The sequence below is a fragment of the Prevotella conceptionensis 9403948 genome, assembly GCF_000312305.1.
GTDB classification, from domain to species: Bacteria; Bacteroidota; Bacteroidia; order Bacteroidales; family Bacteroidaceae; genus Prevotella; species Prevotella conceptionensis.
Genome location: NZ_HE999452.1, coordinates 28,821 through 54,595, shown reverse-complemented (window position 1 = coordinate 54,595; position 25,775 = coordinate 28,821). Strand labels below are relative to the sequence as shown.

Below are 25,775 nucleotides of genomic sequence, written 5' to 3'. Positions count from 1 at the left end.
GGATGCTTACAATATATTGACTCGTATGTTTACCACACCGCAAAGCATATTCGTCTTTGTCCTTGCCATACACCACCTTATATCTCACTTCCAGTATGGCCGGTTCAATCACATGTGTAGCTTGAGCCCACAAACTAATGGGTAGGCCACACAACAATACTTTAATCAACATTGTTTTCATTGTCTCAGATAATTAAAAAATGTGTTGGGGAGAGCTTTCTACAACGCCAGTCTGTTTAAGAAGACATTACGTCATTAACTTTTTATTTAGACAATTGAGAGCGTATCGACAGGCACTAAGAACCCATTGATTGTAATTCACTTCAACACAAATGTGGTGTATGGCGAAGGTTTGTCAAGGTAAATTCCGTGTGCCATTAACTTATTGATGTTTAAGTTGAATACCGCAAATTTAAGTAAAATAAAAGCAACAACAAAGATAATCACAAATTATTTTTTAGATGAACAGGAAGCGATGGACATAACTTAAAATATTTGACAAGTGGTCTAATGAACCAATTGGGGCTTAACTTGCCCTCAACATTTCAAGAACAACTAATGCAAGTGTTGCTGGCGTGCCCTTCTTCCTCACACCTTTCGCACAGCTATAAAACCAACAAAACATGTTATTTTATTGGTTTGAAACATATTATTGTGTATATTTGCAACACAAAAACAATATTTTAATTACAAATTAAAATCTCGACATGATGAAAAGAACTCTACTCATCTTGCTCTGTTGCCTGTGTTATGCAGCATACGGACAATCTTTACAAGCCAATTTCTATGCCTTTGGAGGAACCACACCTTATTATAGTATGGGGTGGGACTCGGTTGAAGAAGCCAATCAGTGGAAATACTTCGCCCTTAACAACACTGCCACGTGGCAATTATACGAACAACCAAGCTGGAAAGGGCTGAAACCCTTCTCTTACTTCAATCCCAACAGCAAGTTCTCGCTAGGAATTAGCTACTCCAACAAAAAGCAAAAGGAAACTGCCCAGTCGCCCCAAATAACCATCAAGCCCAACAGCACGTGTAGCTTTTACGCCTGTTTCAGTCCTGGGTTGCTGGTCTTTGCCAAGTGGAAACTACTTATCACCGATGTAGCCGCAAAGGAAACAGAAGAATTACTCGATGCGTTCAAATGGTCGCAAGACAATGCTTTCGATGGCCCCAACTGGAACAAGTTCAACGTAAACCTATCGGCCTACGCCCAAAAGAATGTACAATTCTCCTTTGTCTATGAGGGTTCAGGTGGCGAAGACGTGTTTATCGACGGGTTCGAAGTATCGCAAAGCGATGCAAACGCCACCTCCATCCACGTCGTTGAGGGCGAAGAAGTGGCGTTTTACAATTCTTCCGTAGGCAAGGTTACGTCTTATAATTGGAAGTTTGAGGGCGGAACACCCAATGTCTCCATCGACGAGAACCCCAAAGTTGTATATGCAAAGGCAGGAACTTACCCCGTAACGCTGACCGTTAGCAATGGTACGGAGGAGCACACCTTTACGCGCGAGGCCTATGTAAACGTAAGCAAGAAGGCTCCGCAAGCCTTTATCGGGGTAGAACCAGGCGGTTATCTCTCGCCATTCGTTGGCCGTTTCATCGCCTTAGGCTCGTCGCTTACGTTTAAAGACCTCTCTAAGGGCAACCCCACCCAATGGCAATGGTCGTTCAATGGGGCAAACATAGAGCAGAGCAACGAGCAAAACCCCACCATTACTTACAACAAACAAGGTGTATTCAGCGTGGGATTACGTGCCACCAACGATGCCGGAACCAGCAAAGATGCGCTAGTAAACTACATACAAGTGGGCGGACAGCAGCACATTTGGAACATAACGCCCGAAGAAAACCCCAACATCGATGTCATTGGACTGGGATTTTATGGTTTCTACGCAGGCTCTAACTGGCTCGGCATGTCTAAGTTTGCCGAACGTTTCGATGCGCCACAGGCCAAGGCCGAAGTGAAAAGCGTTGACGTTTACTTTGGGTCTACGGTCACCGTTAGTCCTAATGCCGAAATAAGCGTTGCCTTAACGCTGGCCGACGACAAGGGTATGCCTGGCCAAGTGCTCGCCACTTCTACGCTAAAAGCGTCTGAATTGGTTTACGACAACAATGCGATAAAGCCCACCACCTTCACTTTCAACACGCCTGCAACGGTAGAGAAGGAGTTCTTCGTGGTTATTGGCGGACTGCCCAACAACGACGAGGGCAACAATTCGGACAAGATTGCCATCCTTTGCCTACGCAGACAAGCGAAAGAAAAGTCCACAACATACCATCTCTTGGCCGACGAAGACGGCAACAACAAGCCCACTGGCACCTATACATGGTATCGCAACGACGACGAACCCTTGTCGATGGCTGTTTGTCCATTGCTATCCTACGACCTTTCCACCACTGCATTGCCGCGCAATAAGGCCAATGCGGACGAGACCCCATTGCGTTTCGACGGCAACAACCTATTCACCGCCGTCGATTACGATGCTATTGAGGTGTACGCCATGCACGGTGCACGTGTATTATCGGCAACAAAGCCACCCCACGTGCTGTCACTACGCCATCTGCCTGCGGGAGTTTACGTTGTGAAAGCCACTAGGGGCAAGGTGCAAGACACGCTCAAAGTGGTGAAGGAGTAGGTAGTAAAGTAGTAAGTAGTAAAGTAGTAAAGTAGTAGGGTAGTAAGTAGTAGGGTAGTAGAGTAGTAAAGTAGTAAGTAGTAAGGTAGTAAGTAGTAAAGTAGTAAAGTAGTAGGGTGGTAAGTAGTAAGTAGTAAGAGTAGTAAGTAGTAAGGAGTAAAAGAGTAAGTAAGTGCACTTACCACTTACGCCTTACCGCTTACCATCTTACCACCCTACTACTTACCACCCTACTACTTTACTACTTTACTACTTACAACTTACTACCCTACTACTTACAACTTACTACCCTACTACCTACCACCCTACTACTTACTACTTACCACTTTACTACATACTACATACTACTTACTACTTACTACTTTCTACTTACTACTTACCACCCTACTACTTACTACTTACCACTTTACAACATACTACTTACTACTTACTACTTACTACTTACTACCTTACTACCTTACTACTTACTACCTTACTACTTACTACCCTACTACTTACTACTTACCACCCTACTACTTACCACCCTACTACTTACCACCCTACTACTTACCACCCTACTACTTACTACCCTACTACTTACTACTCTACTACTTACTACTCTACTACTTACTACCCTACTACTCTACTACTTACTACCCTACCACTTACTACTTACCACTTCCCCCCCCATTTAATCGAATTATATTTTGTCGTTACCACCATTTACCTTAACTTTGCATCATGTAAAGAGCCGCCAACCGCACGGCTCACCACGCCATTACATCCCAAACCCATGCGCAAAGAAACCCTAACACTGTACGAACTGAACCAAATGGTGCGCGATGCGCTCGCCATAACCATGCCCGACGAATATTGGGTAGAGGCCGAAATCTCTGAAATGAGGGAGGTTCGCGGCCACTGTTACATGGAGTTGGTGCAGAAAGACGCGGCAGGAAACACGCCCGTGGCCAAGGCATCGGCCAAATGTTGGAAGAACAAATGGGCGTTTTTGCGCCCCCACTTCGAACGCAACGCCAACCAAATACTACGTGCAGGACTGAAAGTAAGGCTCTTGGTGTACGCCGATTTCCATGAAGCCTACGGCTTTTCATGGATTGTGGCCGACATAGACCCCACTTACACGCTGGGCGACATGGCGCGCAAGCGGCTCGAAATCGTGCGTACACTGAAACAACAAGGTGTGTTCGACCTGCAAAAAGACTTTCGCCTACCGCTATTTGCGCAGCGTGTGGCCGTTATTTCCAGCGTACAAGCGGCTGGTTACGGCGATTTCTACCGTCATCTGCACGAAAACGAATGGCATTTGCAATTCTCGGTACAGCTTTTTGCCGCCACCATGCAGGGCGAAGGCGTAGAACGGAGCGTCATTGCGGCCCTTAACGCCATCAACGAGCGGCTAGCCGACTTCGATGTGGTGGTTATCATACGTGGCGGAGGGGCCACAAGCGACCTCAGTGGCTTCGACAGCCTGCCATTGGCCGAGAATGTAGCCAACTTCCCCCTACCAATCATCACCGGCATCGGGCACGACCGCGACGAAAGTGTACTAGATATGGTGTCTTTCCGCCGTGTAAAAACGCCCACCGCTGCGGCTGCTTTTCTGGTAGAACACCTCGCGGAGACCTACCAACGCATTCTCGATGCACAAGAAGAGATGGTACACCTAGTGCAAAGGCGCATGGAATTGGAGCGCATCCAACTGGCCCGACTTACCGAAAAGGTGCCGATGTTGTTTTCGTTGGTGCGTACAAGGCAAGAGAAAAGGCTCGAAAACATGGCCCTGCGCATGCAAAACACCATAACAACCACCTTGCAACGACAAGACTTGCGCCTGCAACGGCTGACACTTTCCCTGCCAACCCACGCCGAACGCTTGCTTACAAAGGCCGCACATCGCCTCGAACTGCTGGAACAAGCCATCAAAGCGCACGACCCCACCTTACTGCTTAGCAAGGGTTATAGCATCACTACGCACGGCGGAAAGGTGGTACGCAACGCCAACCAATTGCAAAAGGGCGATGTAATAGTAACGCAACTGCAAAAGGGAAAGGTAAAATCTGTTGTTGAATAAGGATTTGAGTTTGGAAGTTTGTGAGGTATTGAGTTGTTGAGTTTATGAGTTTGGAAGTGAATTAGTAAGTTTGCTAACCCTATAAACCCATTACGCTCAACAACAAATAAGCTTATAAAGCCAAACACTCATAAACATAATAACTCAACAACTCACACAACTCATATACTCATAAACTCAATAACTCACACAACTCATAAACTCAACAACTCATAAACTCATAAACTCATAAACTCATAAACTCATAAACTCATAAACTCACACAACTCAAAAACTCAAATTATGGCTAAACAAGAAATGAAATACGAAGAGGCTGTGGCACAACTAGAAGTTATTGTTCGCCGAATGGAAACAGGCGAACTCAACCTCGACTCGCTTGCCGACGAACTGAAAAAAGCTCAAAAACTTATCAAGATGTGCAAAGACAAATTGACTAAGACCGACGAGGAAATAAAGAAAATGCTGGAAGAAGAGGGTTAGCCTCCTTTTATGGCTCTAAGTACATGGTTGTTTTTGACTCGCTTTCAACTGCTTATGACTATTTGCGTTGAAATTGTCTTGACTGTTAACCTTTCTGAACGAAGACAAGATTGAGAGAATAGTCAAGATGACTTCTATATAATAATTGAGATGAGATAATTCATGCAGTCGTTTTTATCCATACTTCCACTTGTTATCATCATCGGCCTTTTTTTCCTCGGATGGTGGTACTCCTCTCCAAAGCAGAAAGGCAAACGGGGTGAACAGAGAGTAAATGACATCCTTTCCCATTTACCGAAAGAATACCATATATTGTGTGACATTGTGTTGAAAACAAAAAAAGGCACAACACAAATCGACCACATCGTTGTTAGCAAGTATGGCATCATTGCCATCGAAACCAAGAACTATCGAGGCAATATATACGGAGATGACAACCGCAAGGAATGGACGCAGCTTATAGTAACCAAAGTTACTTTTGCGAAAAAGTGGTGGAAAACATACACGTACGTCACAAAGAAGCATTTTTATAACCCAGTTAAGCAATCTGCAGGTCATGCTCTCAAAATTAAAGAGCTGCTAACCGCTTATCCACATGTTAAAATAGTTCCTATTGTCGTGTTTACTGGCGAAGCCGTGTTGAATAACGTCAAGAGTAACCATCATGTCATTTACGAAGACAAACTCTTGGAGGTGATAAGTGGATATAAAGCGACATACCTGACAGATAATGATGTTCAAACCATACTTACAATACTCAATGAAAACAATATAAGAGAGAGCGTAAGCGACAGACAACATATTAAGAACATACAGGCGACAGCAAGAGAAGTCAATGAAACTATCAAACAGGGTGTCTGTCCAAAGTGTAGAGGCCATCTTATAGAGCGGCGAGGTAAATACGGCACTTTCTATGGGTGCTCAAATTATCCACAATGTAGATTCACTGTAAGACAGAGGCATAAATGATTTCAATGTCTTAATTTGCTTACCTTTTATTGAAGTCAAGATATCTTCAAACTCAACAGCTAAAAAACACACAATCTCGCAGAGTTAAAAAATTACGACATATTTTACAAAACGCAATCTATTCGCCACTCCTTCTAGCGAAAACTAACGCCCAAAAGCATGTTATTTAGCAGGAATTTCGGTCTTTCACATTCTATTTTTTGTCTATTTTTGAGCACAGCACAAGCAAAATGCACCATTTTGCCTTTCTAGATTGTCGCCGAATCGCAAATTTTCGCCACCCCAAAAACGACTTTTAATGGTCAAAACACCACCTTTTTGAGTACGTTTTCCCTCTAAGTATGTCTTTCTTTACCATTCACAGCTCCCAAAAAGCCAACATACAAGATGCAAGAATATACATTCCATCTTGCGTTTTGCGGCATTCCGCCTTGCGTTTTGTAGCATTTTACCTTGCATTTAGTAGCAAAACGCCTTGCGTTTTGCTGCATTTCGCACTGCGTTTTGCTGCATTTTACCTTGCGTTTTGCCGCTAAATGCAGTGCAATTTGCTGCAAATAGCACTTTTTTTGTTGTTAATTGCCCACCATTCTGTATAAATACGCATTTATGCACCGCAAAATAGTTTGCTAACATTATACAGGCTAATGCCAATTTTAGCCAAAAAGAACCTCCGCGAGAATTGAAAATTTGCCACAGAATGGGCAATTGGTGAACGGCGAGGGCACTCTCGATGTTAAAATTTACACCGAAAACTTTACGTTCTCCCAAAAAACAAGATGTGTTTAACAACTAACAAGGCAAAGACAAGCATAAGGCACTTCGCGTTATGCAATGCAAATCTTAACCATCATAACATTCAACAAGACAAAGACAAGCATAAGGCATTTCGCGTTATGCAATACAAATCTTAACCATCGTAACATCCAACAAGACAAAGATAAGCATAAGGCATTTCGCGTTATGCAATACAAATCTTAGCAATACTTATGCCCGATGCGGGTTAAAACGCCACCGATTAATGCGTGCAGCAACCAATAATGTACATTAAGCCAACAAGTTACAAGCCAGCAAACCCGCTAACGTAAGCACCACAAAGAGTGCCACAACACCCGCGCAACCCTTTCGTTGCGGTTCGCCAAGATAATCGTTGGTGCTAGAAGGCTCAGGCCTATGCGCGTTAGTGCCGTAAGTACCCCTCCTGCGCTTTGGAGTATCCCGCTGCATCAGTTGGTTATACTTGTTCCAAAGTTTAAGGTATGTGGGGTCTGTTCCGCCCTTCACCATCTTCATATAGTTCAGTCGGCCGCGCAAAACCGCATACAAGGTGAGGTATTCACCATGTCCCCTAGTCTTACCATACTGCTCACAATAACCGCGCAAGGCTGCTTTGGCAGTCTCCCAATAGCCATATCGCTCCCACATATACAACAAGCTACGTATCTGCCGTGCATATTCGCGCGCTACGTTCACCTTATTGCTCACCACAACGCCCGTAACCTGCTGCCTTCGTCCACGTCGTTGCAAGCGCGTTTTGCGGTCGTTCAGCCTAAATCCGTACTTCTCAACAATGCCAGAAACCTGCAAATAAAAACTTCCCGTTGGGCGCAGCACATCCTTGTCGCTGCTAAACGACATGTCATCGGCATAGCGCGAGTAGGTTGCCCCTATGCGTTGGGCGGCGGCAGCCAGTTCTTCGTCCATCTTTCTGCATACCATATTCGAGAGCGTTGGCGATGTAGGGAACCCTTGCGGCAAGACATCGCCCTGCGGTTCGGCAGCTGTGCAGAGGCCCGAAAGCAGTCGGGCGGCCTCGGTAGAACACTTTAAAGGCTCTGCCAACAAAACATCTTCCACCATTTGCCTAGTAATGGAGGGGAAAAAGTCCTTGATGTCGATGTTCAGGATGTAGCGTTTGCCCACATGCTGTTGGGCATTTTGCACCACCGAACGCCCCTTCACAAAGCCGTAACACCAAGTTGTGGGTTCGTAATACTGCTGCAACAAGGCATTAAAGCCCTTTAACATGTACAACAAACTCTGATGGGGAGCCACGATAGCACGTGTTCCGCCGTGCTTTTTGTGCATGCGGTAGCGTTTTGCTCGGCGGTTGTCTTTAGTGGTATCTGCAAAGCAAAGCATCTGGTTTCGCCTGAAACCCGAATGCTCACCAATGTTGTAGGCCAAGGTATTAAGTACATTGGTCAGTTCGTCGGCCGAGTATATGTATTGCAATTGGTTGCCAATTAGTGCTTTTAGGTTTACATCTCTATGATTTCGAGCCATGCTATCTAGGGTTATATATTAAAAATATAGGAATGCCGTAGAAGTTTACTTTATGGTAAAACCCATTTACCATAAACGATACTTTGTATCAAACTCTGACGAATACATCAGAAACTACCTCTAAATTTCTTCGGCTATTCCTATACGTTAGCAAATGTAAGCATTTCATTTTATACTACAAGCGTTGCACTTAACGTTTTATAATTTATTTACAAATCGACATGTGCGGTGCAACTTCACTTCACAAATAAGGCGCAAATGATGCGAGCAGAACCGCAAACGCCACTTTTGAGCACACAATTAGCTTGCGCAAAGGCACTTACGCCCCCTTCTTTCGCCTGCAAATGCAGTTTTTTATGCGCACACACAATAATGCGCACCGAAAGTCGTTATATAATAACGTATACGTACACATATAAAAAACATCATTAATGATTGAATATATCAAGGGCGACTTGGCCGAACTTACCCCAGCCATGGCTGTGATTGAGGCGGCCGGGGTGGGCTATGCGCTCAACATATCGCTGAATACATACACCGCTATCCAAGGTAAAGACAAGGTAAAGCTGTTTGTTCACGAGGCATTGGTAACGGGCGGGCGCGACGATTCGTACACGCTTTATGGGTTCGCCACGCGTCAAGAGCGCGAACTTTATCGCTTGCTTATCAGCGTTTCGGGCGTTGGAGCCAATTCGGCACGCATGATTCTTTCGGGAATGTCGCCCGCCGAACTGTGCAATGTCATTGCCGCCGGCGACGACAAGATGCTGAAAACCGTTAAAGGCATTGGCGCAAAGACGGCGCAACGCATCATCGTAGACCTGAAAGACAAGATTGTTACAAGCGGAGTGGCCCAAGAATTGTCGGTACCCACAAACGCAAACGCCACGGTTATGAACACAGCCGTGAAGGACGAGGCCGTGGGCGCACTTACCATGTTGGGCTTTGCGCCGGCAGCCTCGGCCAAAGTGGTGATTGAAATACTGAAAGAACAACCCGAACTGCCCGTTGAACAGGTGGTGAAAGCGGCGTTGAAAATGATAAAGTGACCCTAAAAGGCGTGCTGCGAAGTAAGAAAATAAAAAGGACGTTGATGGTGGTGCTCGTCATTTGCTTGACGGGTTATGCCCTCGCTTTGCCCTTTGTGCAAGACAACAGAGGGCGAAGGCAAAACAACCGCACGCAAAGAAACGCCAACACGGCACCTGCAAGAAACGCCAACACGCCCCAAAACAACACGCCTCAACGCGACGTGGAACGCCCCACCCTACCCGAAGACGAGCAACCAGAAGACACAACGCTGGTGATTGACAACGAAGACACACCCGAAACACAAACCAACGACAACCCCCAAACAGCCCCTGCAACACTGTTTTGGCGCGTGCAACCCACTACGCCCACCACTTATGGCGACCTATGGCAAAACGCAATGGACCTGAAACGTCCTGAAAACATGAAACAGGGGGTGGAATATAACGACACGCTTGACCGTTATCTGCTTGGAACGAAATGGGGAAGGACGTATTTGGGAACGCCTATCATGATGACACCCGACGAATATCGGCGTTGGAGCGAACGACAAGCACGCAACAGCTTTTTCAGGAAAAAGAACGACGAGATATACAAGGCGAAAGGCAAAGAGAAGTTCGACTTTACCGACATGCACTTCGACTTAGGTCCTGCCGAAAAGATATTCGGACCTGGCGGCGTGCGCATCAAAACGCAAGGTTCGGCAGAAATTCGTTTCGGCGCTACGCTAAAAAACATCGACAACCCGTCTATACCCATCCGAAATCGCAAGACTACGACGATGAACTTCGACGAGAAGATTAACATCAACATGAACGGAAAGGTGGGAGATAAGGTGAACATGAACCTAAACTACAACACCGATGCCACCTTCGACTTTGATGCGCAGAGCCTTAAACTGAAATACGACGGTAAGGAAGACGAGATAATAAAGCTTGTTGAGGCTGGCAACGTGAGTTTTCCGGCCAACTCATCGCTCATCAAGGGGGCTAGTTCGCTCTTCGGCATACGTACTGATTTGCAGTTTGGTAAGCTGAAAATGCAACTCGTGGCCTCGCAAAAGAAATCGTCGTCGAAAAGCGTTTCTTCGCGCGGAGGTGTGCAACTAACGCCTTTCGAGTTGGATGCAGCCAACTACGAAGAAAACCGCCACTTCTTTCTTTCGCACTATTTCCGCGACAAGTATGATGAGTGGATGGCCTCGTTACCCACCGTTAAGAGTGGCATCAGCATCAATCGTGTGGAGGTTTGGGTAACAAACAAGACGGGAACAACCACTAACACGCGCAATATCGTGGCCCTTACCGACCTTGGCGAGGTGAGCCACATCTCTAATCCGCTGTGGGGCGCATCGGGATTGGTGCCTGCCAACAACGCCAACTCCGAATATCCGGCGATGGTTAGTACATACGTTGCAGCCCGCAACATCGACCAAACGTCGACAACACTCGACGGAATAGCGGGTTTCGTGGGCGGAAACGACTACGAAAAACTTCAAAACGCACGACTACTCCAACCCTCCGAGTACACCGTTAACACCACGATGGGCTACATTTCGCTAAGGCAAGGCCTGCAAACCGACCAGGTTTTGGCCGTGGCGTACGAGTACACTTACGGCGGAAACACCTATCAAGTGGGCGAATTTGCTGCCGACAACACCGACACCAATCAGGCATTGTTCGTTAAATCGCTCAAAAACACCAGTAACAACCCGCGGCAAGGCAACTGGCATTTGATGATGAAGAACGTGTATTATCTGGCAACTTCGGTTGAGAAAGAGCGTTTCCGTCTAGACATCAAGTATCAAAGCGACACCACAGGCGTTTACCTTACTTACATTCCCGAAACGCAAGTAAAAGACCAACCCTTGATTAGGGTGATGGGCGCAGACCGACTTGACAACAACAATAAGGTGCATGCCAACGGCTATTTCGATTTCGTTGAGGGCTATACCATAAGCAACGGGCGCGTGTTCTTGCCCAAAACACAGCCTTTCGGCAAACACCTGTACAACTATCTTCGGGCCAAGGGCGTGCCAGACGCCGTTGCCCGCAGCTACACTTACGACCAATTGTACGACTCGACCAAGACCATTGCCAAACAAATTGCCGAGAAATACAAGTTTATTCTTACCGGACAATTCCGCGGAACCAGTGCCAACGTCATCTCACTTGGCGCATACAACGTGCCGCAAGGTTCGGTTGTGGTCACGGCTGGCGGCGTTAGGCTCACCGAAGGCGTAGATTACACCGTGGATTATTACGCCGGCGAAGTAACCATCCTTAACCAAAGCATCTTGGATGCAGGCACAGCGGTGAACGTTTCGCTAGAAAGCAACACCGACTACGGCCAACAACGCAAAACGATGTTCGGCCTAAACTGGGAATACAACTTTTCGAAAGACCTGCAACTAAGCGGTACCTTGCAGCACCTGACAGAGCAAGCACTGACCACGAAGGTGAATATGGGTGCCGAACCGCTGAACAATACCCTATGGGGACTGAACATTAACTGGAAGAAAGAAAGCCAATGGCTTACCAATTTGCTCGACAAGATACCCTTCTTGCACGTTACTCAGCCCTCGCAGATTAGCTTTACGGGCGAGTTTGCCCACCTTATAGCGGGCCGTAACAAGGGAACGCAAGACAACGCCTCGTATCTCGACGACTTTGAAACAACAAAAAGCTCGCTCGATGTTAGCACACCCACCTCGTGGACGCTGGCCAGCACGCCCTCGATGTTTGCCGAACACAACGACAAAGCCACGCTTAACAGCGGATTTAACCGCAGTCGACTGGCTTGGTACACCATAGACCCGCTGTTTACTCGAAGAAGTAGCTCGCTAACGCCCTCGCATATCAAGGGCGACCTGCAACAATTGTCCAACCATTACGTGCGCGAAGTACCCGTAAGAGAGCTTTTTCCCAAACGCGACCAAAACAGTTATGGTGGCGTTTCAACCCTTTCGGTGCTCAATTTGGCCTTCTATCCGGCCGGAAGAGGACCTTACAACTTCAATCCCGACCTTAATCCCGACGGTACACTCGACAATCCCGACAAGCGTTGGGGCGGTATGATGCGCAAACTAGACACAAACGACTTTGAGGCTGCCAACATCGAGTACATCGAATTCTGGATGCTCGACCCCTTTATCTATTCTAACCGCCAGCCCAACGCCAACGACTACGGCGGCGACTTCTACCTCAACCTGGGCGAAGTGAGCGAAGACGTGCTGCGCGACGGCAAGAAATTCTACGAAAGTGGCATGCCTGTCGACGGTTCGCAAAGCTTTGTTACCACCCAATGGGGTAAGATACCCACCCAAGCCACCACAACTTACGCCTTCGCAACATCACGTGGAGCGAGGGCATTGCAAGACGTTGGATTTAACGGATTGAACGATAACGAGGAGCGTTCGTTCCCCGCTTACCAGTCGTTCCTTAACGCGGTAAGGGGCAGGGTGAATGCTGCCGTATTCGATTCGATACAGGCCGACCCCGCCAACGACAACTACCACTACTTCCGCGGCTCTGATTACGACCGTGCCGAGCTGTCCATCTTGCAACGATACAAACGCATAAACAACCCCCAAGGCAACTCGCCCGACAGCGACCAACGCAGCGAAAGCTACGACACATCGTACAAGTCTACGCCCGATGTGGAAGACATCAACCAAGACTATACGCTCAACGAATACGAAAAATACTACCAATACCACGTATCGCTGCGCCCACAAGACATGGTGGTGGGCCGTAACTTCATCGTAGACAAGCGCGAGGCATCGGCCTCCTTGCGTAATGGCACCAACGAAAACGTTACTTGGTATCAGTTCCGCATCCCCGTTCGCGAATACGAAAAGCGGTTCGGTTCTATCTCCGACTTTTCCAGCATCCGTTTCATGCGTATGTTCCTCACGGGCTTTAAGCGTCCCATCGTTTTGCGTTTTGGTTCGCTCGACCTTGTGCGGGGCGAATGGCGTAGTTACGAACAAAACCTTAGCAATACGGCCTCACAAACAGGAAGGATGTCGGTTAGTGCCGTAAGCTACGAAGAAAATAGCGACAAAACGCCCGTCAACTATATCCTTCCGCCTGGAATAGAACGCGGATCCGACCCCAACCAGCCGCAAATGGTGGAGAACAACGAGCAAGCACTGAGCCTTGTTGTGGACAATTTAGGTCAGGGCGAAGCAAAAGCCGTGTACAAAAACACCACTATCGACCTGCGACAATATCGTCGTTTGCAGATGTTTGTGCATGCCAACGCGCTCGAACCCAATGCCACAGCCTTGGCCAACGGCGAATTGTCGGTGTTCATTCGCTTGGGTAGCGACTACAAAAATAACTTCTACGAATACGATATTCCCCTTTCGCTCACGCCTGCACGCCGCTATAACGACCGCTTGTGGGCAGATAGTCGTGCCGTTTGGCCCGAAGAAAACATGCTCGACATTGCCCTCAGCGTGTTTACCAACTTAAAGAAGGCACGCAATAAGGCACGTGCCACGGGATTAGCCTCGTTTACTTCGCTATACAGTGCCTACGATGTTGATAAACCCAAGAACAAGGTCAGCATCATGGGTAACCCCACTTTGGGCGAGGTTAAAACCATTATCATCGGCGTACGCAACAATGCCGCCACGCAAAAAAGCGGCGAAGTATGGGTGAACGAACTGCGATTGAAGGAATATGAGAATGAAGGCGGATGGGCTGCACAAGGAAACCTTAACGTGCAATTATCCGATTTCGGAACCCTTAACCTGCAAGGACGATACGTTTCAGAAGGTTTCGGCGGACTGGAAGACGGCGTTGCCGACCGCGCCAAAGACAACTTTAAGGCTTACAGCGTAACAACAAACCTCGAATTGGGCAAGTTCTTCCCCGAAAAAGCCAAGGTCTCAGCCCCGCTTTACTACTCGCGAACACAGGAAGAAAGCAGTCCGAAGTACAATCCGCTCGACACCGACTTGCGCCTTAAAGATGCTCTCGATGCGGCAAACCGCCAAGAACGCGACTCGATTAAAAGCATTGCCATACGGCGTACCACCAATACAAACTTCTCATTGTCTAATGTTCGCATCGGCATACAGAACAAACGCCACCCCATGCCCTACGATCCGGCTAACTTTTCCTTCTCGTACAGCAACTCTTCGCGTTTCACTAGCGGCGAAACAACCGTCTACGAACGCGAAAACAACTGGCGTGCCGCAATGGCATACAACTGGACTCCCGTGTACAAGCCCCTCGAACCATTTAAGAATATCAAAAGCAAGAGCAAGTGGTTAGACATTCTTAAACGGTTCGGACTGAACTGGCTGCCTCAAAATCTCTCGTTTAACTCCGACATCAACCGCAGTTATTACGAACTGCAAGAGCGCGACATGGAGAGCAAGGGCGGCGACCGCTTACCGCTAACCTTTAATTCGCAATTCCTTTGGAACCGCGACTTTGCCATTCGTTGGGACCTAACGCGCAACCTGCACGCCAATTTTCAAAGTGCCACACACGCCGAAGTGGAACAACCCTACACACCCGTTAACAAAGATCTGTACGCCGAACGCTACCAAGCCTGGAAAGACTCGGTGTGGAACAGCATACGAAACTTCGGTACGCCGCTAGATTACAACCAATCGTTCACGCTTTCTTACCAACCGCCGCTCAACTTGTTGCCCATCTTCAACTGGGTTAACACAGACCTCACCTATAACGCCACCTACCGTTGGGTTCGCGGTACACAACTCGAAGACGGCTCTTCGTTGGGCAACACCATTGCCAACAACCGCGACTTCAACCTCAACGGAACCTTCGACCTCGTGCGCCTTTACAACCAAATTCCTTTCCTTAAAAAGGCCAACGAGCGCTTTAATCGCGAGCCAAACACTGCCGAACTGAACCGAAAGCGCGAAGAAAGGCAGGCAGAACAGCGACGAAAGGCGCAAGAACGCAAGGCTATGGAGGCACGAATGAAGGGTAAAGGCGTTACGCCCGATGGCCAAAAGACCGACAACAACGAGACTTTGGCGCAACAACAACGCAACGAATTGCCCAAAAACCGCAACAGCTTTGAGCAAGAAATAACCCTCATGCCCGACTCAACCCTCATCATCAGCCACAACAAACATTCGAAACGACTGATGGTTACGGCACGAACAGAAGACGGCAAACGTTTCCCATTGAAGTTTAAAACCAGTGGCGAGAACAGCATACGCATACTGACCAAGGTAGACTCGGCACTAAGGCTGAAACTAACCGTAACGCCACGACAGCCACAAGAAAAGCAATCGTGGTACGAAACGGCGCAAACCGTGGCGCGCGTGCTGATGATGGTGCGCAACGTAAGCATCTCTTACCGCAACCAATACGCCATATCGCTACCCGGTTTCATGCCGCGCATTGGCGATGCGTTCGGTCAGGCGCGCCTTCCCTCCGCCCTTTCGCCCGGCTTAGACTTTGCTTTTGGACTTACAGACGACTCTTACATCAACAAGGCTCGCAACATGGGATGGTTGCTCGACAACGACTCTATCGCCACACCTGCCGCAACTACCAAGACCGAAGACCTGCAACTGCGCATGACACTCGAACCCGTGCGCAACTTAAAGATAGACCTGCACGCCTCGCGAACGCAAACCACGGCGCGAAACATCCAATATATGTACGCCGGAACACCCACAACGCAAAACGGAACGTTTATGATGACCACCATATCTATACGTAGTGCGTTTGAGGGAATGGGTTCGGCGGCCAACGGATACCGCAGTGCATCGTTCGAAAGGTTCTGCAATGCCCTCGATGCCTTCCGCAATCGTGTGGAATCGCAATACGTAGGGGCACGCTATCCCGCAGGAACAAGTATGGCAGGTGCGGTGTTCAATCCAGCCAACGGAGCCGTAGACCGATATGGTTCGGACGTAATGATACCCGCTTTCCTCAACACTTACACGGCGATGGGCGGCTCTTCGCTCAACATTTTCCCAACATTGGCGCGCCTGCTGCCCAACTGGACCCTCCGTTATAGCGGTTTAGGCAAGCTGCCTTGGCTGCGCGACCACTTCAAAAGCGTAAACATCAACCACGGCTATAAGAGCATTTACGCCGTTGGAGCCTACGCATCGTACAACACCTTTGTTGAATACATGAACGGATTGGGCTTCATCAGCGACGTTACAACGGGCAATCCCCTTCCGCGAAGTCTGTACAACGTGGCCAATGTAAGCATAAACGAGGCTTTCTCGCCACTGCTTGGCGTTGATATGACCTTTAACAACAACCTCACCGCCAAGGTTGAATATCGCTCAACGCGCGTGCTGAACCTCAGCATGACAAGTGTTCAGATAAACGAGGCCGTCAGTCGCGACTGGGTTGTGGGCATGGGCTATCGCATCAACAACTTTAAACTCTTTGGCATGCGTGCGCCACGCGCCAAGAAAACAAAGGCCAAACGCACCGACACCAACGAAAACACAGCCACAAATAGTGGTTCGCAGGGCAACCCCAACCACGATTTAAACATGCGCCTCGACCTAAGTTACAGGTCGCAAGCTAGCATTAGTCGCGACATTGCCACGCGAACAAGTGCCGCAAGCAGCGGCAACACGGCCATTAAGATTAGTTTCTCGGCCGACTACACGCTCTCGCGCCTGCTCACCATGAGCTTTTTCTACGACCGACAAACCAATACGCCCCTATTAAGCAGCAATAGCTACCCCACTACAACGCAAGACTTCGGCCTAAGCCTTAAATTCTCGCTCACCAGATAAAGGTCATAAACTTTGGGCTTAGCATTGGCAGACCGATACTTACGCAAAGGCATCAACACAGACATGAAAACAGCTTATGGGTTCATGAGTTTATAAATTCATTAGCTTGCAAGTTAATGAGTTTGTTAGTTTATCCCATATCGGTCGCAGAAAAAAAATGCGTTCATTTTGCCAAAGGAAAAAAATAAACACGCGCAAATCAAATCAAGAACCCATCAACTCAAAAGAGCACCAACTCAAAAAATCACCAACTCAAAATCTTAAATTACCGCTTTTGTTTTACAAAACCATTCTAATTTTCGCTCCGTTCTAGCGAAAATATTGGTTAAAAAACAGGTAAAAAGCCGTTTTTTCTACCCTTTCACACCTTGGGGTCTGTCTTTTTTTAAGCCTAGAACCTGCATTTTGCACCATATTGCCCTTCTAGTTTGGTTGCCCTTCCATTATTTTTTGCGCCCAACAACCCACTTTTAGCCCCTAAAAACCTACTTTTTAACGATTATTTTGTCCATTTTAACCATGTGTTTCATGGTTCTAAGAGGTTTTATTTATACCATAGCAGTGTATGTTTATGCTTTTCACCTTGCATTTAGCACCATTTTACCCTGCATTTAGCACCATTTTACCTTGCGTTTTGCACCAAAACACACTGCATTTAGCACCAAAACGCACCGCATTTAGCACCAAAACGCAGTGCATTTAGCAGCAAAACGTACGTTATTTTGCTGAAAAGGGTCCAAAAACTGGTACAAACAGCACTCTTTTAAAATAAATATTCATTTTGCCGCATTCACATACTAACCCTTTTTTGCCCCAAAAACAACCTTCGCGAGAATCGATTTTTTGCGGCAAGTTGGCGATTGGTGGACAAAAAAGGCACTCAGAATGTTAAATTTCTTACTAAAAACTAGACAAAAAAAAGCAATTATCCCATATAAACATGTAGGGGCAACGGAACGGGAAACACGTACACTTACAAGCGCCAAGGCGAGCGGTTGTAGGGCATGCAAGACGATTTCATATAATAGTTTATTTGGTGTGCGACAATAATTGTTCAAGCAACGGAAGTGCCTTATTCAATCCTCCTAGCCTGACAAGAGCTCCCCAAACCTGTTCAAATTTCTTCCAGCCTCCTGTGTACATAAGGTGCGTAATTCGCTGTGTAAGGGTCGTATCATGACTACACGCACGAAGGATGTTGTTCCATGAATAGAATGACCTACATGCCCAGTCATAGCCTTCTTTCAATTGCTCTGCGGTAAGACCCCTTGTTTGATATACAACGGTGCGTGTGTCATACTTACTCCAATCGTAGGTGAGTATTCTTCCTTCAGTTTCCATTCGCTTAAACTGCCGTGTGCCGGGGTATGGGGTTAGGATATGATATGTTGCAGTTGTTATTGCGTTATCCACTCCCCAATCAACAGTACGGCGAAAGACATCTGCATCATCGTGGTCTAATCCGAACACAAAACTACCATTGATCATGATACCAAGGCTATGCAGCCGCTGCACCGCTGCACTATAATCGCGCTGAAGGTTCTGACATTTGTTGCTTGCCTTTAAGTTTTCTGGCGAGAATGTCTCAAAGCCGATGAAAACACTCCGCATTCCTGCTTCGGCAGCTTTCTCTATAAGATCGCCTTCAAGGATAGATTGAACCGTTGCCGCGCTTTGAAAAACGCGATTCATGCCTTTCATGCCCTCAAACAGTTCGGCAGCAAACCTTTTACTGCCAAGCAAATGGTCATCTAGAAAATAAAGGTGTCTTCCTGGAAGTGCGTCGATTTCTTTCAAAGCCGCATCAACACGAGCCGTATAAAAGGATTTTCCACCCTCATAAAAAGCATCCTTATAGCAGAAATCACAATGATGCGGGCATCCCCTTGATACCACAAGAGAATTAGGAACAAAGTACTTACTACGCTTTATGAGATCGCGACGAACGGGAGGAATATCTTTAATAGAACGCCATTTTGCAGAATATCGCTTTTGTACACAACCGTTTCTGAAATCATTGATAAACCTAGGAAATGCCTCTTCGCCAGGACCTATTATAATGGTATCGGCATGCAAGGCTGCCTCTTCGGGAAGTGCAGTAATATGTAACCCGCCCATAACGACATATACGCCACGACTCCTGTAACTATCCGCTATGGCGTAAGCCCTATATGCATTTGTTACATATACTTGAATACATACCAAATCGGGAGTATCGGTTAGGTCTAGTTTCTCAACATGCTGATCTAAAAGCACAACTTCATCATCGTCGTGGAAATATCCTGCTAGTGTTGCCAACCCTATTGGAGGAAATAGCGAATATTTAATAGGACGCCAATATGGACTCTTTGCCTCATCCAAAGATGGCAAAATCATCTTCACTCTCAACGGCCTTCTCATTTCAATAGTATTAAATCATATCTTTAATCGTCTTAGTAAAAAGGTAAACCATTTTTCACCATTAGGAGTTAAGGAGTTATGGAGTAAAGGAGTTAAGCCAAATGTATAGGTGGCGTTAGGCTAATAGGATAATTCTGACCAGTCTGACTTGTCCGAAAGCTAGAAAGAACTAGAAACCTAGAAACCGCTAGACACCTTTAAAGGCGTTAGCCATCTTTTCACCCTTTCACCTTTAAATGGCGCAGCCATTTTTTCACTCTTTCACCTTTTCACCCTTTCACCTTTAAAGGCGTTAGCCATTTTTTCACCTTTTCACTCTTTCACCCTTTCACCTTTAAAGGCTACCTTTTCACCCTTAATAGCTCTTCACCTTAAACTGCATCACCTTGGGCAACTTCACCCATTTGCGGTCTACCACAATTTTAATGTTGCTACCTTCCAGCTGTTTGAGCGTATAGGTGCTATCATTTTCTTTCTCCAACTTGGCCTCCAAGTCTTCGCTACCATAATCGTTAATAATAGAAAGCTTAGCCTCCTTATCCTTATTGAGCTTTACATCGGTGATAAGCCACAGGCGCGTATCGAACTTCGAACCAAGATAACCAGGCAGTTTACCAAATATTTCCTGCCCACGCGCCACCACATCCTTATCGTGGAAGTTGATACGCATAAACACATTATACTCGCTATTGTAGAGATGGCCCTTAAAACTCTTTCGTTCTTGAGCGTAACCAACAAGCGCGAACAACGCCATGAGCGCGAAAATAAAAAGCCGTTTCATAACATCACACCCCTTTCATCGTCAAAGATATTCTGTTTCGTCTAGTGTCTACCTCCACCACTTTCACCTGAACATGCTGGTGTAGCTTAACCACTTCGGCAGGATCGGCCACATATCGGTTGGCCAATTGCGACACATGCACCAGTCCGTCTTGATGAACACCCACATCAACAAATGCGCCAAACTTGGTGATATTTGTAACAATGCCAGGCAAGAGCATGCCTGGAACAAGGTCGGCAACGGTATGCACACGCTCGTCGAAGGCAAACTCTTCGAGGTCTTCACGCGGATCACGCCCCGGTTTCTCCAATTCGGCCACAATATCGTTAAGCGTAGGCATGCCTACTTCGGCCGTTACATATTTCGCTAGCGGTATCTGCCTAATCTTTTCGTTGTTTCCAATGAGCTGACCAACAGAGCAGCCCATGTCTTTGGCCATGCTTTCGACCACGGAATAGCGTTCGGGGTGCACCGCACTGTTGTCTAACGGATTCTTCGCGCCGTCTACTCGCAAGAAACCTGCACACTGCTCGAAGGCCGCAGGACCAAGTCGAGGTACCTTTTTCAGTTGCGCACGCGAGGTGAACGCCCCATTATCACGACGGTAATCCACGATGTTCTTCGCCAAGGTTGGGCCTAATCCGCTGATGTAAGTGAGCAAATGCACGCTGGCCGTATTGACATTAACGCCCACGAGGTTAACGCAACTCTCCACGGTTGTGTCTAGACTCTTCTTCAACTTGGCCTGATCAACGTCGTGTTGGTATTGTCCAACGCCGATACTCTTCGGGTCTATCTTCACCAATTCGGCCAAGGGGTCCATCAATCGCCTACCAATCGACACCGCCCCACGCACGGTAACATCCTCATTGGGGAACTCATCGCGCGCTGTTTTCGATGCCGAATAAACCGATGCCCCATCTTCGCTCACCACATACACGGGTATTCGCGGCTCGGCTGCATGGCCTGCCTGCCGCAAGATGTCGGCTGTTTCGCGACTGGCAGTGCCGTTGCCCACGGCGATAGCATCTACCTTAAAGCGGTTGGCTATCTTTTGGAACTGCGCTTTGGCAGCCTGCTCGTTGCCACGCGGCGTAAACGGATACACAACATCATGATAAAGCAAGTTGCCCTGCGCATCAAGACACACCACTTTGCACCCCGTGCGAATGCCTGGGTCTACACCCATCACACGTTTTTGCCCCAATGGGGCGGCAAGTAGCAGCTGACGGAGGTTGAGCGAGAACACGCCAATGGCCTCTTCGTCGGCCTTTTCCTTGCTTGCAGCAGCAAATTCGTTTTCCACCGATGGCTCTATCAGTCGTTTATAGGCATCGGCCACGGCCTCTTCAACCAACTGCGCGCACGCACCGCGCCCCCTAACGTAGTGTCGTTGCAGGCGTTCGGTGGTTTCTTCGCCGTCGATAGAGATGCTCACACGAAGAAAGCCCTCACTCTCGCCACGCCTCATGGCCAGCAAACGATTGCCGTTGCAGCGGCGAAGAGGTTCAGAAAAGTCGAAGTAATCGGTGTATTTCTGCGCCCCTTCCTCGTCTTTCTTCGCGGCAATCACCTTAGACGAGATGATGGCCTCGCGCTTAAAGGCGTTGCGCACCTGCTGTCGGGTTTGTTCGTTCTCGCTAATTGTTTCGGCAATAATGTCTTGTGCACCCTTAATGGCGGCCTCAACGTCTTTCACATCGCCCTTAACGTAGGCTCGTGCCACGCTTTGGGGGTTGGGTTCGCGTTGCAACAAGATGGTTTGCGCCAAGGGTTCGAGCCCCTGTTGGCGTGCCACCTGCGCGCGAGTACGGCGTTTGGGTTTATAGGGCAGGTATATATCTTCGAGCGTGGTGCTGTCCCAAGTGCTGTCGATACGGCTTTTCAGTTCGGGAGTAAGCTTGCCCTGCTCGTCAATTGTTTTGCAAATGGTTTCCTTGCGCTTTGCAAGTTCGGTGAGTTTGTCTTTCCATTGGCTGATATTGGCAATCTGCACCTCATCCAGTCCGCCTGTTTTCTCTTTACGATAACGGCTGATAAACGGGATGGTACAGCCCTCATCGAGCAGTGCGAGGGTGTTTGCCACTTTGGTTTGGTTTAGTTCAAGGCTCGTTGCGATGATGTTTGCGTATTCGTTCATGTGTGCAAAGATACAAAAAAACGCTGTCCGCGTAAAGTTGGACAGCGTTTTTAGTAAAATTTAGTGCAGGGAAAGAGACTTCTCTAAGGAGTTAACAAGGTGACAAGTTAACAAGTTGACGAGTTGACGGGTTGGCAAGTTAACGAGTTAACGAGCTGACGAGTCGACGAGTACTAGGCGCAGCCATCTTTTCATCTTTTCACCTTTTCACTCTTTCACCTTTAAAAGGCGAAGCCATCTTTTCACCTTTTCACTCTTTCACCTTTAAAAGGCGCAGCCATCTTTTCACCCTTTCACTTTTTCGCCTTTAAAAGGCGCAGCCATCTTTTCACCCTTTCACTTTTTCACCCTTTCACCTTTAAAAGCCCTTTCACTTTTAGAAGTTTTCAGCCTTCAATTCGAAGAAGGATTGGGGATGCAAGCAAACGGGACACACCTGCGGAGCTTTCTTTCCTACTACCACATGTCCGCAATTGCGGCACACCCAGATGCAATCGCCGTCGCGCGAGAACACCAATGCATCCTCAATGTTCTTTAAAAGTTTGCGATAACGTGCCTCGTGGGTCTTTTCAATCTCGCCAACCTTTCTGAACTTAATGGCAATTTCCTTGAATCCTTCTTCCTCGGCCTCCTTTGCCATACGGTCGTACATGTCGGTCCACTCGTAGTTTTCGCCATCGGCAGCTATCTTCAGGTTCTCGCTAGTGGTGCCAATCTCGCCGCCATGCAGGTATTTATACCACAGTTCGGCATGCTCTTTCTCGTTGTGAGCCGTTTCTTCGAAGATGGCGGCAATCTGTTCGAACCCGTCTTTTCTTGCTTTCGATGCGAAGAAAGTGTACTTGGTGCGTGCCATACTCTCGCCTGCAAATGCTTCTTGCAGGTTTTTCTCGGTCTTTGTTCCTTTTAAATCTTTCATAATGTTCTAATTCTTATTTATGTTCTTTGTATAATATCGTCGGCCTTATGCCGTTTTTGATTTGTGTTTTCAGTCTTGTTCGATGCAAAGGTAGTGAAAATAATATATACCCGACTATATATTCCACGAAATTTTATGCGGTTTTTAAGGTTTACTTCGGCGTTCAACGGCACTTCGTGATGTGAGCGATGCGCCTAAGAGAAGTGGGCAAAAGGAGTTTAAGATAAGCCGACGGAATGAGGGTAGACCAGAATAACATGACCATTAGCCCACATCACATGTTCTCTTCATCGTCTACCACACCCCAGAACATTGCTGTTCTCTTGGCATAAAGAAAACAACTTCACACTTTTTAGAGGATAGAAATGGCCAATCGCTACATTTTTTAGAGGATAAATCACAAACAAGCCTACACTTTTTAGAGGATAGAAATGGCCTATCACGACACTTTTTAGAGGATAAATCACATTAGACCTACACGCTTTCGAGGATAGATATAAGGTAATAGGGCTGTTTGTGACTTCAAACAACTTGTAAAACTGGGCAAAAAAGGAGATGGAGAAGGGCACGAACAACAACGAAGTGTTGGCGCGATGCGTTTGTACGGCGAGGCGTTTCACATCATTTCCGAGCATCAAGCGAACTTCGTTTGTTGCGATGATAGCTGCGATACTCGTCAAGAGGAATTTCCACATCGGGTTCAATCAGCGTGCCTTCGTGGGGCAACTCAAACTTCACATACCTGATGTTGAGTCCCCGTTCTATCCACATACTCTCGTAATAGGTTTGGATAGACAGGATTTTAGCCGTCTGGTCGTCGATGCCAGGCGTGTTATAAAGGTCTTCGGTGCGAAACAACAGGTTGAGTTTATTGGCCGAAACCACGTGCGTAGTATAGGTAAAAAGGAAATTCGAGTCGGTTTTGAGGTGCACCACGCCATTGTTTTCCAAAAAACGGCGATAGCGTTCGAGGAAGAAAGTGCTCGTAAGTCGCTTGTGTACATTCTTCATCTGTGGGTCGCTGAACGTCAACCACAGCTCCTGCACCTCGTCAGGAGCAAAGAAACGGTCGATAATCTCGATATTGGTACGCAAGAAAGCCACGTTGGCAAGCCCCTGTTCCAACGCCATTTTTGCGCCTTTCCACATCCGTGCACCCTTTATGTCCACCCCAATAAAGTTGATTTCGGGGTATAGCTTGGCCAATTCTACGGTATATTCGCCCTTTCCGCAACCCAATTCAAGCACAATGGGGTTATCGTTATGGAAGTAATCGCGCCGCCATTGCCCACGCATGGCGAAGGGCGTGCTCTCTATTACTGAATAGGGATATTGGAAAACGTTGCTAAACGTTTCCATTTCGGCGAATTTTTCTAGTTTTCCTTTGCTCATACTGATTGGATGAAATGGGTTTAACGCAGTTGTGGCATACTTGGAAGAGCGTATCGCTATGCAACGAACACACTTCCAAGCATGCTCAAGATATGCCTTGTTACTGAACCTGTCAGTTTTATTTTATCTCTTTTGTACCTTCGTTTGTTTCTTTCCTGCAATGTCTGCCACTACTCTATCACAACCGTTGTCCACCCGTGCTTATCTTCTTCGATACCATATTGTATGTTGCGCAGTAGGTTGTAAAGTCGCGTAGACACAGGCCCTGGCTTACCATCGGCACTAAATGTGTAGCGTTGACCCGTCTCCATGTCGTCGAGATAGGAGATAGGACTGATTACGGCAGCCGTTCCGCATGCACCAGCCTCTTCGAAGGTAGACAACTCTTCTTCGGGAATGGGCCTACGTTCTACCTCCATTCCCAAATCGCGCGCCAACTGCATCAAGCTGTCGTTGGTGATGCTTGGCAAGATGGAAGTTGACTTGGGCGTAACGTATGTATTGCCTTTAATGGCGAAGAAGTTGGCCGCTCCACACTCGTCAACATACTTTTTCTCTTTCGCATCGAGGTAAAACTCGCTGGCATAACCTTTCTCGTGAGCCAAGGCATTGGCACGAAGTGAGGCCGCGTAGTTGCCCCCAACCTTGTACATGCCCGTTCCGAGAGGTGCCGAACGGTCGAAACTACGTATGATAACATAAGGATTGGTTGAGAAACCACCCTTAAAGTAAGGGCCAACGGGTGTTACGAAGATGAGGAAAAGGTATTCTTCAGCCGGCTTAACGCCCACTTGGGCACTGGTGCCGATGAGTAAGGGGCGGATGTATAGCGCGGCCTTACNCTCGTAAGTGGGGGATATAGTCTTGGTTAAGGCGTATCACCTTGGTTACCATCTCTTCG

General features: G+C 47.5%; 13 protein-coding genes and 2 pseudogenes. 6 read left to right on the top strand and 9 right to left on the bottom strand.

Annotated elements, in window-relative coordinates; translation table 11 throughout:
- A pseudogene (locus BN93_RS18765) lies at nt 1–181 on the bottom strand (GLPGLI family protein); the annotation flags it as partial.
- 526 nt (nt 182–707) lie between these two features.
- On the opposite strand from BN93_RS18765, the gene BN93_RS13395 reads away from it, so the two are divergent.
- The 4 genes from BN93_RS13395 to BN93_RS13380 all read left to right on the top strand — a co-directional run bounded on the left by BN93_RS13395 (nt 708) and on the right by BN93_RS13380 (nt 6,168).
- Nucleotides 708–2,648, top strand: a complete 1,941-nt coding sequence (locus tag BN93_RS13395) for a PKD domain-containing protein (RefSeq protein ID WP_084768826.1) — start codon at nt 708–710, stop codon at nt 2,646–2,648.
- A 772-nt stretch (nt 2,649–3,420) separates the two neighbouring features.
- Nucleotides 3,421–4,719, top strand: a complete 1,299-nt coding sequence (xseA, locus tag BN93_RS13390) for an exodeoxyribonuclease VII large subunit (protein ID WP_019188828.1) — start codon at nt 3,421–3,423, stop codon at nt 4,717–4,719.
- 282 nt (nt 4,720–5,001) lie between these two features.
- Entirely contained in the window at nt 5,002–5,199 is a 198-nt protein-coding gene (gene xseB, locus BN93_RS13385) for an exodeoxyribonuclease VII small subunit (RefSeq protein WP_019188827.1), read from the top strand.
- 162 nt (nt 5,200–5,361) lie between these two features.
- Nucleotides 5,362–6,168 carry an NERD domain-containing protein gene (locus tag BN93_RS13380; protein WP_019188826.1) on the top strand — a complete coding sequence of 269 codons (807 nt, stop codon included), beginning with the start codon at nt 5,362–5,364 and terminating at the stop codon, nt 6,166–6,168.
- Between the two features lie 459 nt (nt 6,169–6,627).
- Here the strand turns inward: BN93_RS13380 and BN93_RS13375 are convergent, their stop codons facing one another.
- The gene (locus tag BN93_RS13375; protein ID WP_019188825.1) at nt 6,628–6,939 is read right to left on the bottom strand and encodes a hypothetical protein; all 312 of its coding nucleotides are present in this window, start codon (nt 6,937–6,939) and stop codon (nt 6,628–6,630) included.
- Between the two features lie 276 nt (nt 6,940–7,215).
- On the bottom strand, nt 7,216–8,454 hold the full coding sequence (locus BN93_RS13370) for a reverse transcriptase family protein (RefSeq protein ID WP_019188823.1): 1,239 nt from the start codon (nt 8,452–8,454) through the stop codon (nt 7,216–7,218).
- Nucleotides 8,455–8,885: 431 nt separating this feature from the next.
- Between BN93_RS13370 and ruvA the strand changes: the two genes are divergently transcribed.
- Nucleotides 8,886–9,503, top strand: a complete 618-nt coding sequence (gene ruvA, locus BN93_RS13365; protein ID WP_019188821.1) for a Holliday junction branch migration protein RuvA — start codon at nt 8,886–8,888, stop codon at nt 9,501–9,503.
- A gap of 14 nt (nt 9,504–9,517) precedes the next feature.
- Entirely contained in the window at nt 9,518–17,242 is a 7,725-nt protein-coding gene (sov, locus tag BN93_RS13360; protein ID WP_456238375.1) for a T9SS outer membrane translocon Sov/SprA, read from the top strand.
- A gap of 1,029 nt (nt 17,243–18,271) precedes the next feature.
- Here the strand turns inward: sov and BN93_RS13355 are convergent.
- The 6 genes and pseudogenes from BN93_RS13355 to ilvE all read right to left on the bottom strand — a co-directional run.
- A complete protein-coding gene (locus tag BN93_RS13355; RefSeq protein WP_232211192.1) occupies nt 18,272–19,618 on the bottom strand; it encodes a B12-binding domain-containing radical SAM protein in 1,347 nt (448 codons plus the stop codon).
- Between the two features lie 379 nt (nt 19,619–19,997).
- On the bottom strand, nt 19,998–20,423 hold the full coding sequence (locus tag BN93_RS13350) for a hypothetical protein (RefSeq protein ID WP_019188818.1): 426 nt from the start codon (nt 20,421–20,423) through the stop codon (nt 19,998–20,000).
- 4 nt (nt 20,424–20,427) lie between these two features.
- Complete coding sequence (locus tag BN93_RS13345) at nt 20,428–22,563, bottom strand: Tex family protein (protein ID WP_019188817.1); 2,136 nt, start codon at nt 22,561–22,563, stop codon at nt 20,428–20,430.
- Nucleotides 22,564–22,939: 376 nt separating this feature from the next.
- Entirely contained in the window at nt 22,940–23,482 is a 543-nt protein-coding gene (rbr, locus tag BN93_RS13340) for a rubrerythrin (RefSeq protein ID WP_019188816.1), read from the bottom strand.
- 621 nt (nt 23,483–24,103) lie between these two features.
- Nucleotides 24,104–24,874 (bottom strand): tRNA (guanosine(46)-N7)-methyltransferase TrmB, encoded by a 771-nt coding sequence (gene trmB, locus BN93_RS13335; RefSeq protein WP_019188815.1) that lies wholly within the window; start codon nt 24,872–24,874, stop codon nt 24,104–24,106.
- A gap of 170 nt (nt 24,875–25,044) precedes the next feature.
- Nucleotides 25,045–25,775: pseudogene (gene ilvE, locus BN93_RS13330) on the bottom strand (branched-chain-amino-acid transaminase); the annotation flags it as partial.

Excerpts from the sequence above, each read along its gene's own strand:
- xseA (WP_019188828.1), top strand. The coding sequence starts at position 3,421 with ATGCGCAAAGAAACCCTAACACTGTACGAACTGAACCAAATGGTGCGC.
- xseB (WP_019188827.1), top strand. The coding sequence starts at position 5,002 with ATGGCTAAACAAGAAATGAAATACGAAGAGGCTGTGGCACAACTAGAA.
- BN93_RS13355 (WP_232211192.1), bottom strand. The coding sequence starts at position 19,618 with ATGATTTTGCCATCTTTGGATGAGGCAAAGAGTCCATATTGGCGTCCT.
- BN93_RS13380 (WP_019188826.1), top strand. The coding sequence starts at position 5,362 with ATGCAGTCGTTTTTATCCATACTTCCACTTGTTATCATCATCGGCCTT.
- ruvA (WP_019188821.1), top strand. The coding sequence starts at position 8,886 with ATGATTGAATATATCAAGGGCGACTTGGCCGAACTTACCCCAGCCATG.
- BN93_RS13350 (WP_019188818.1), bottom strand. The coding sequence starts at position 20,423 with ATGAAACGGCTTTTTATTTTCGCGCTCATGGCGTTGTTCGCGCTTGTT.
- rbr (WP_019188816.1), bottom strand. The coding sequence starts at position 23,482 with ATGAAAGATTTAAAAGGAACAAAGACCGAGAAAAACCTGCAAGAAGCA.
- BN93_RS13370 (WP_019188823.1), bottom strand. The coding sequence starts at position 8,454 with ATGGCTCGAAATCATAGAGATGTAAACCTAAAAGCACTAATTGGCAAC.
- trmB (WP_019188815.1), bottom strand. The coding sequence starts at position 24,874 with ATGAGCAAAGGAAAACTAGAAAAATTCGCCGAAATGGAAACGTTTAGC.
- BN93_RS13395 (WP_084768826.1), top strand. The coding sequence starts at position 708 with ATGATGAAAAGAACTCTACTCATCTTGCTCTGTTGCCTGTGTTATGCA.
- BN93_RS13345 (WP_019188817.1), bottom strand. The coding sequence starts at position 22,563 with ATGAACGAATACGCAAACATCATCGCAACGAGCCTTGAACTAAACCAA.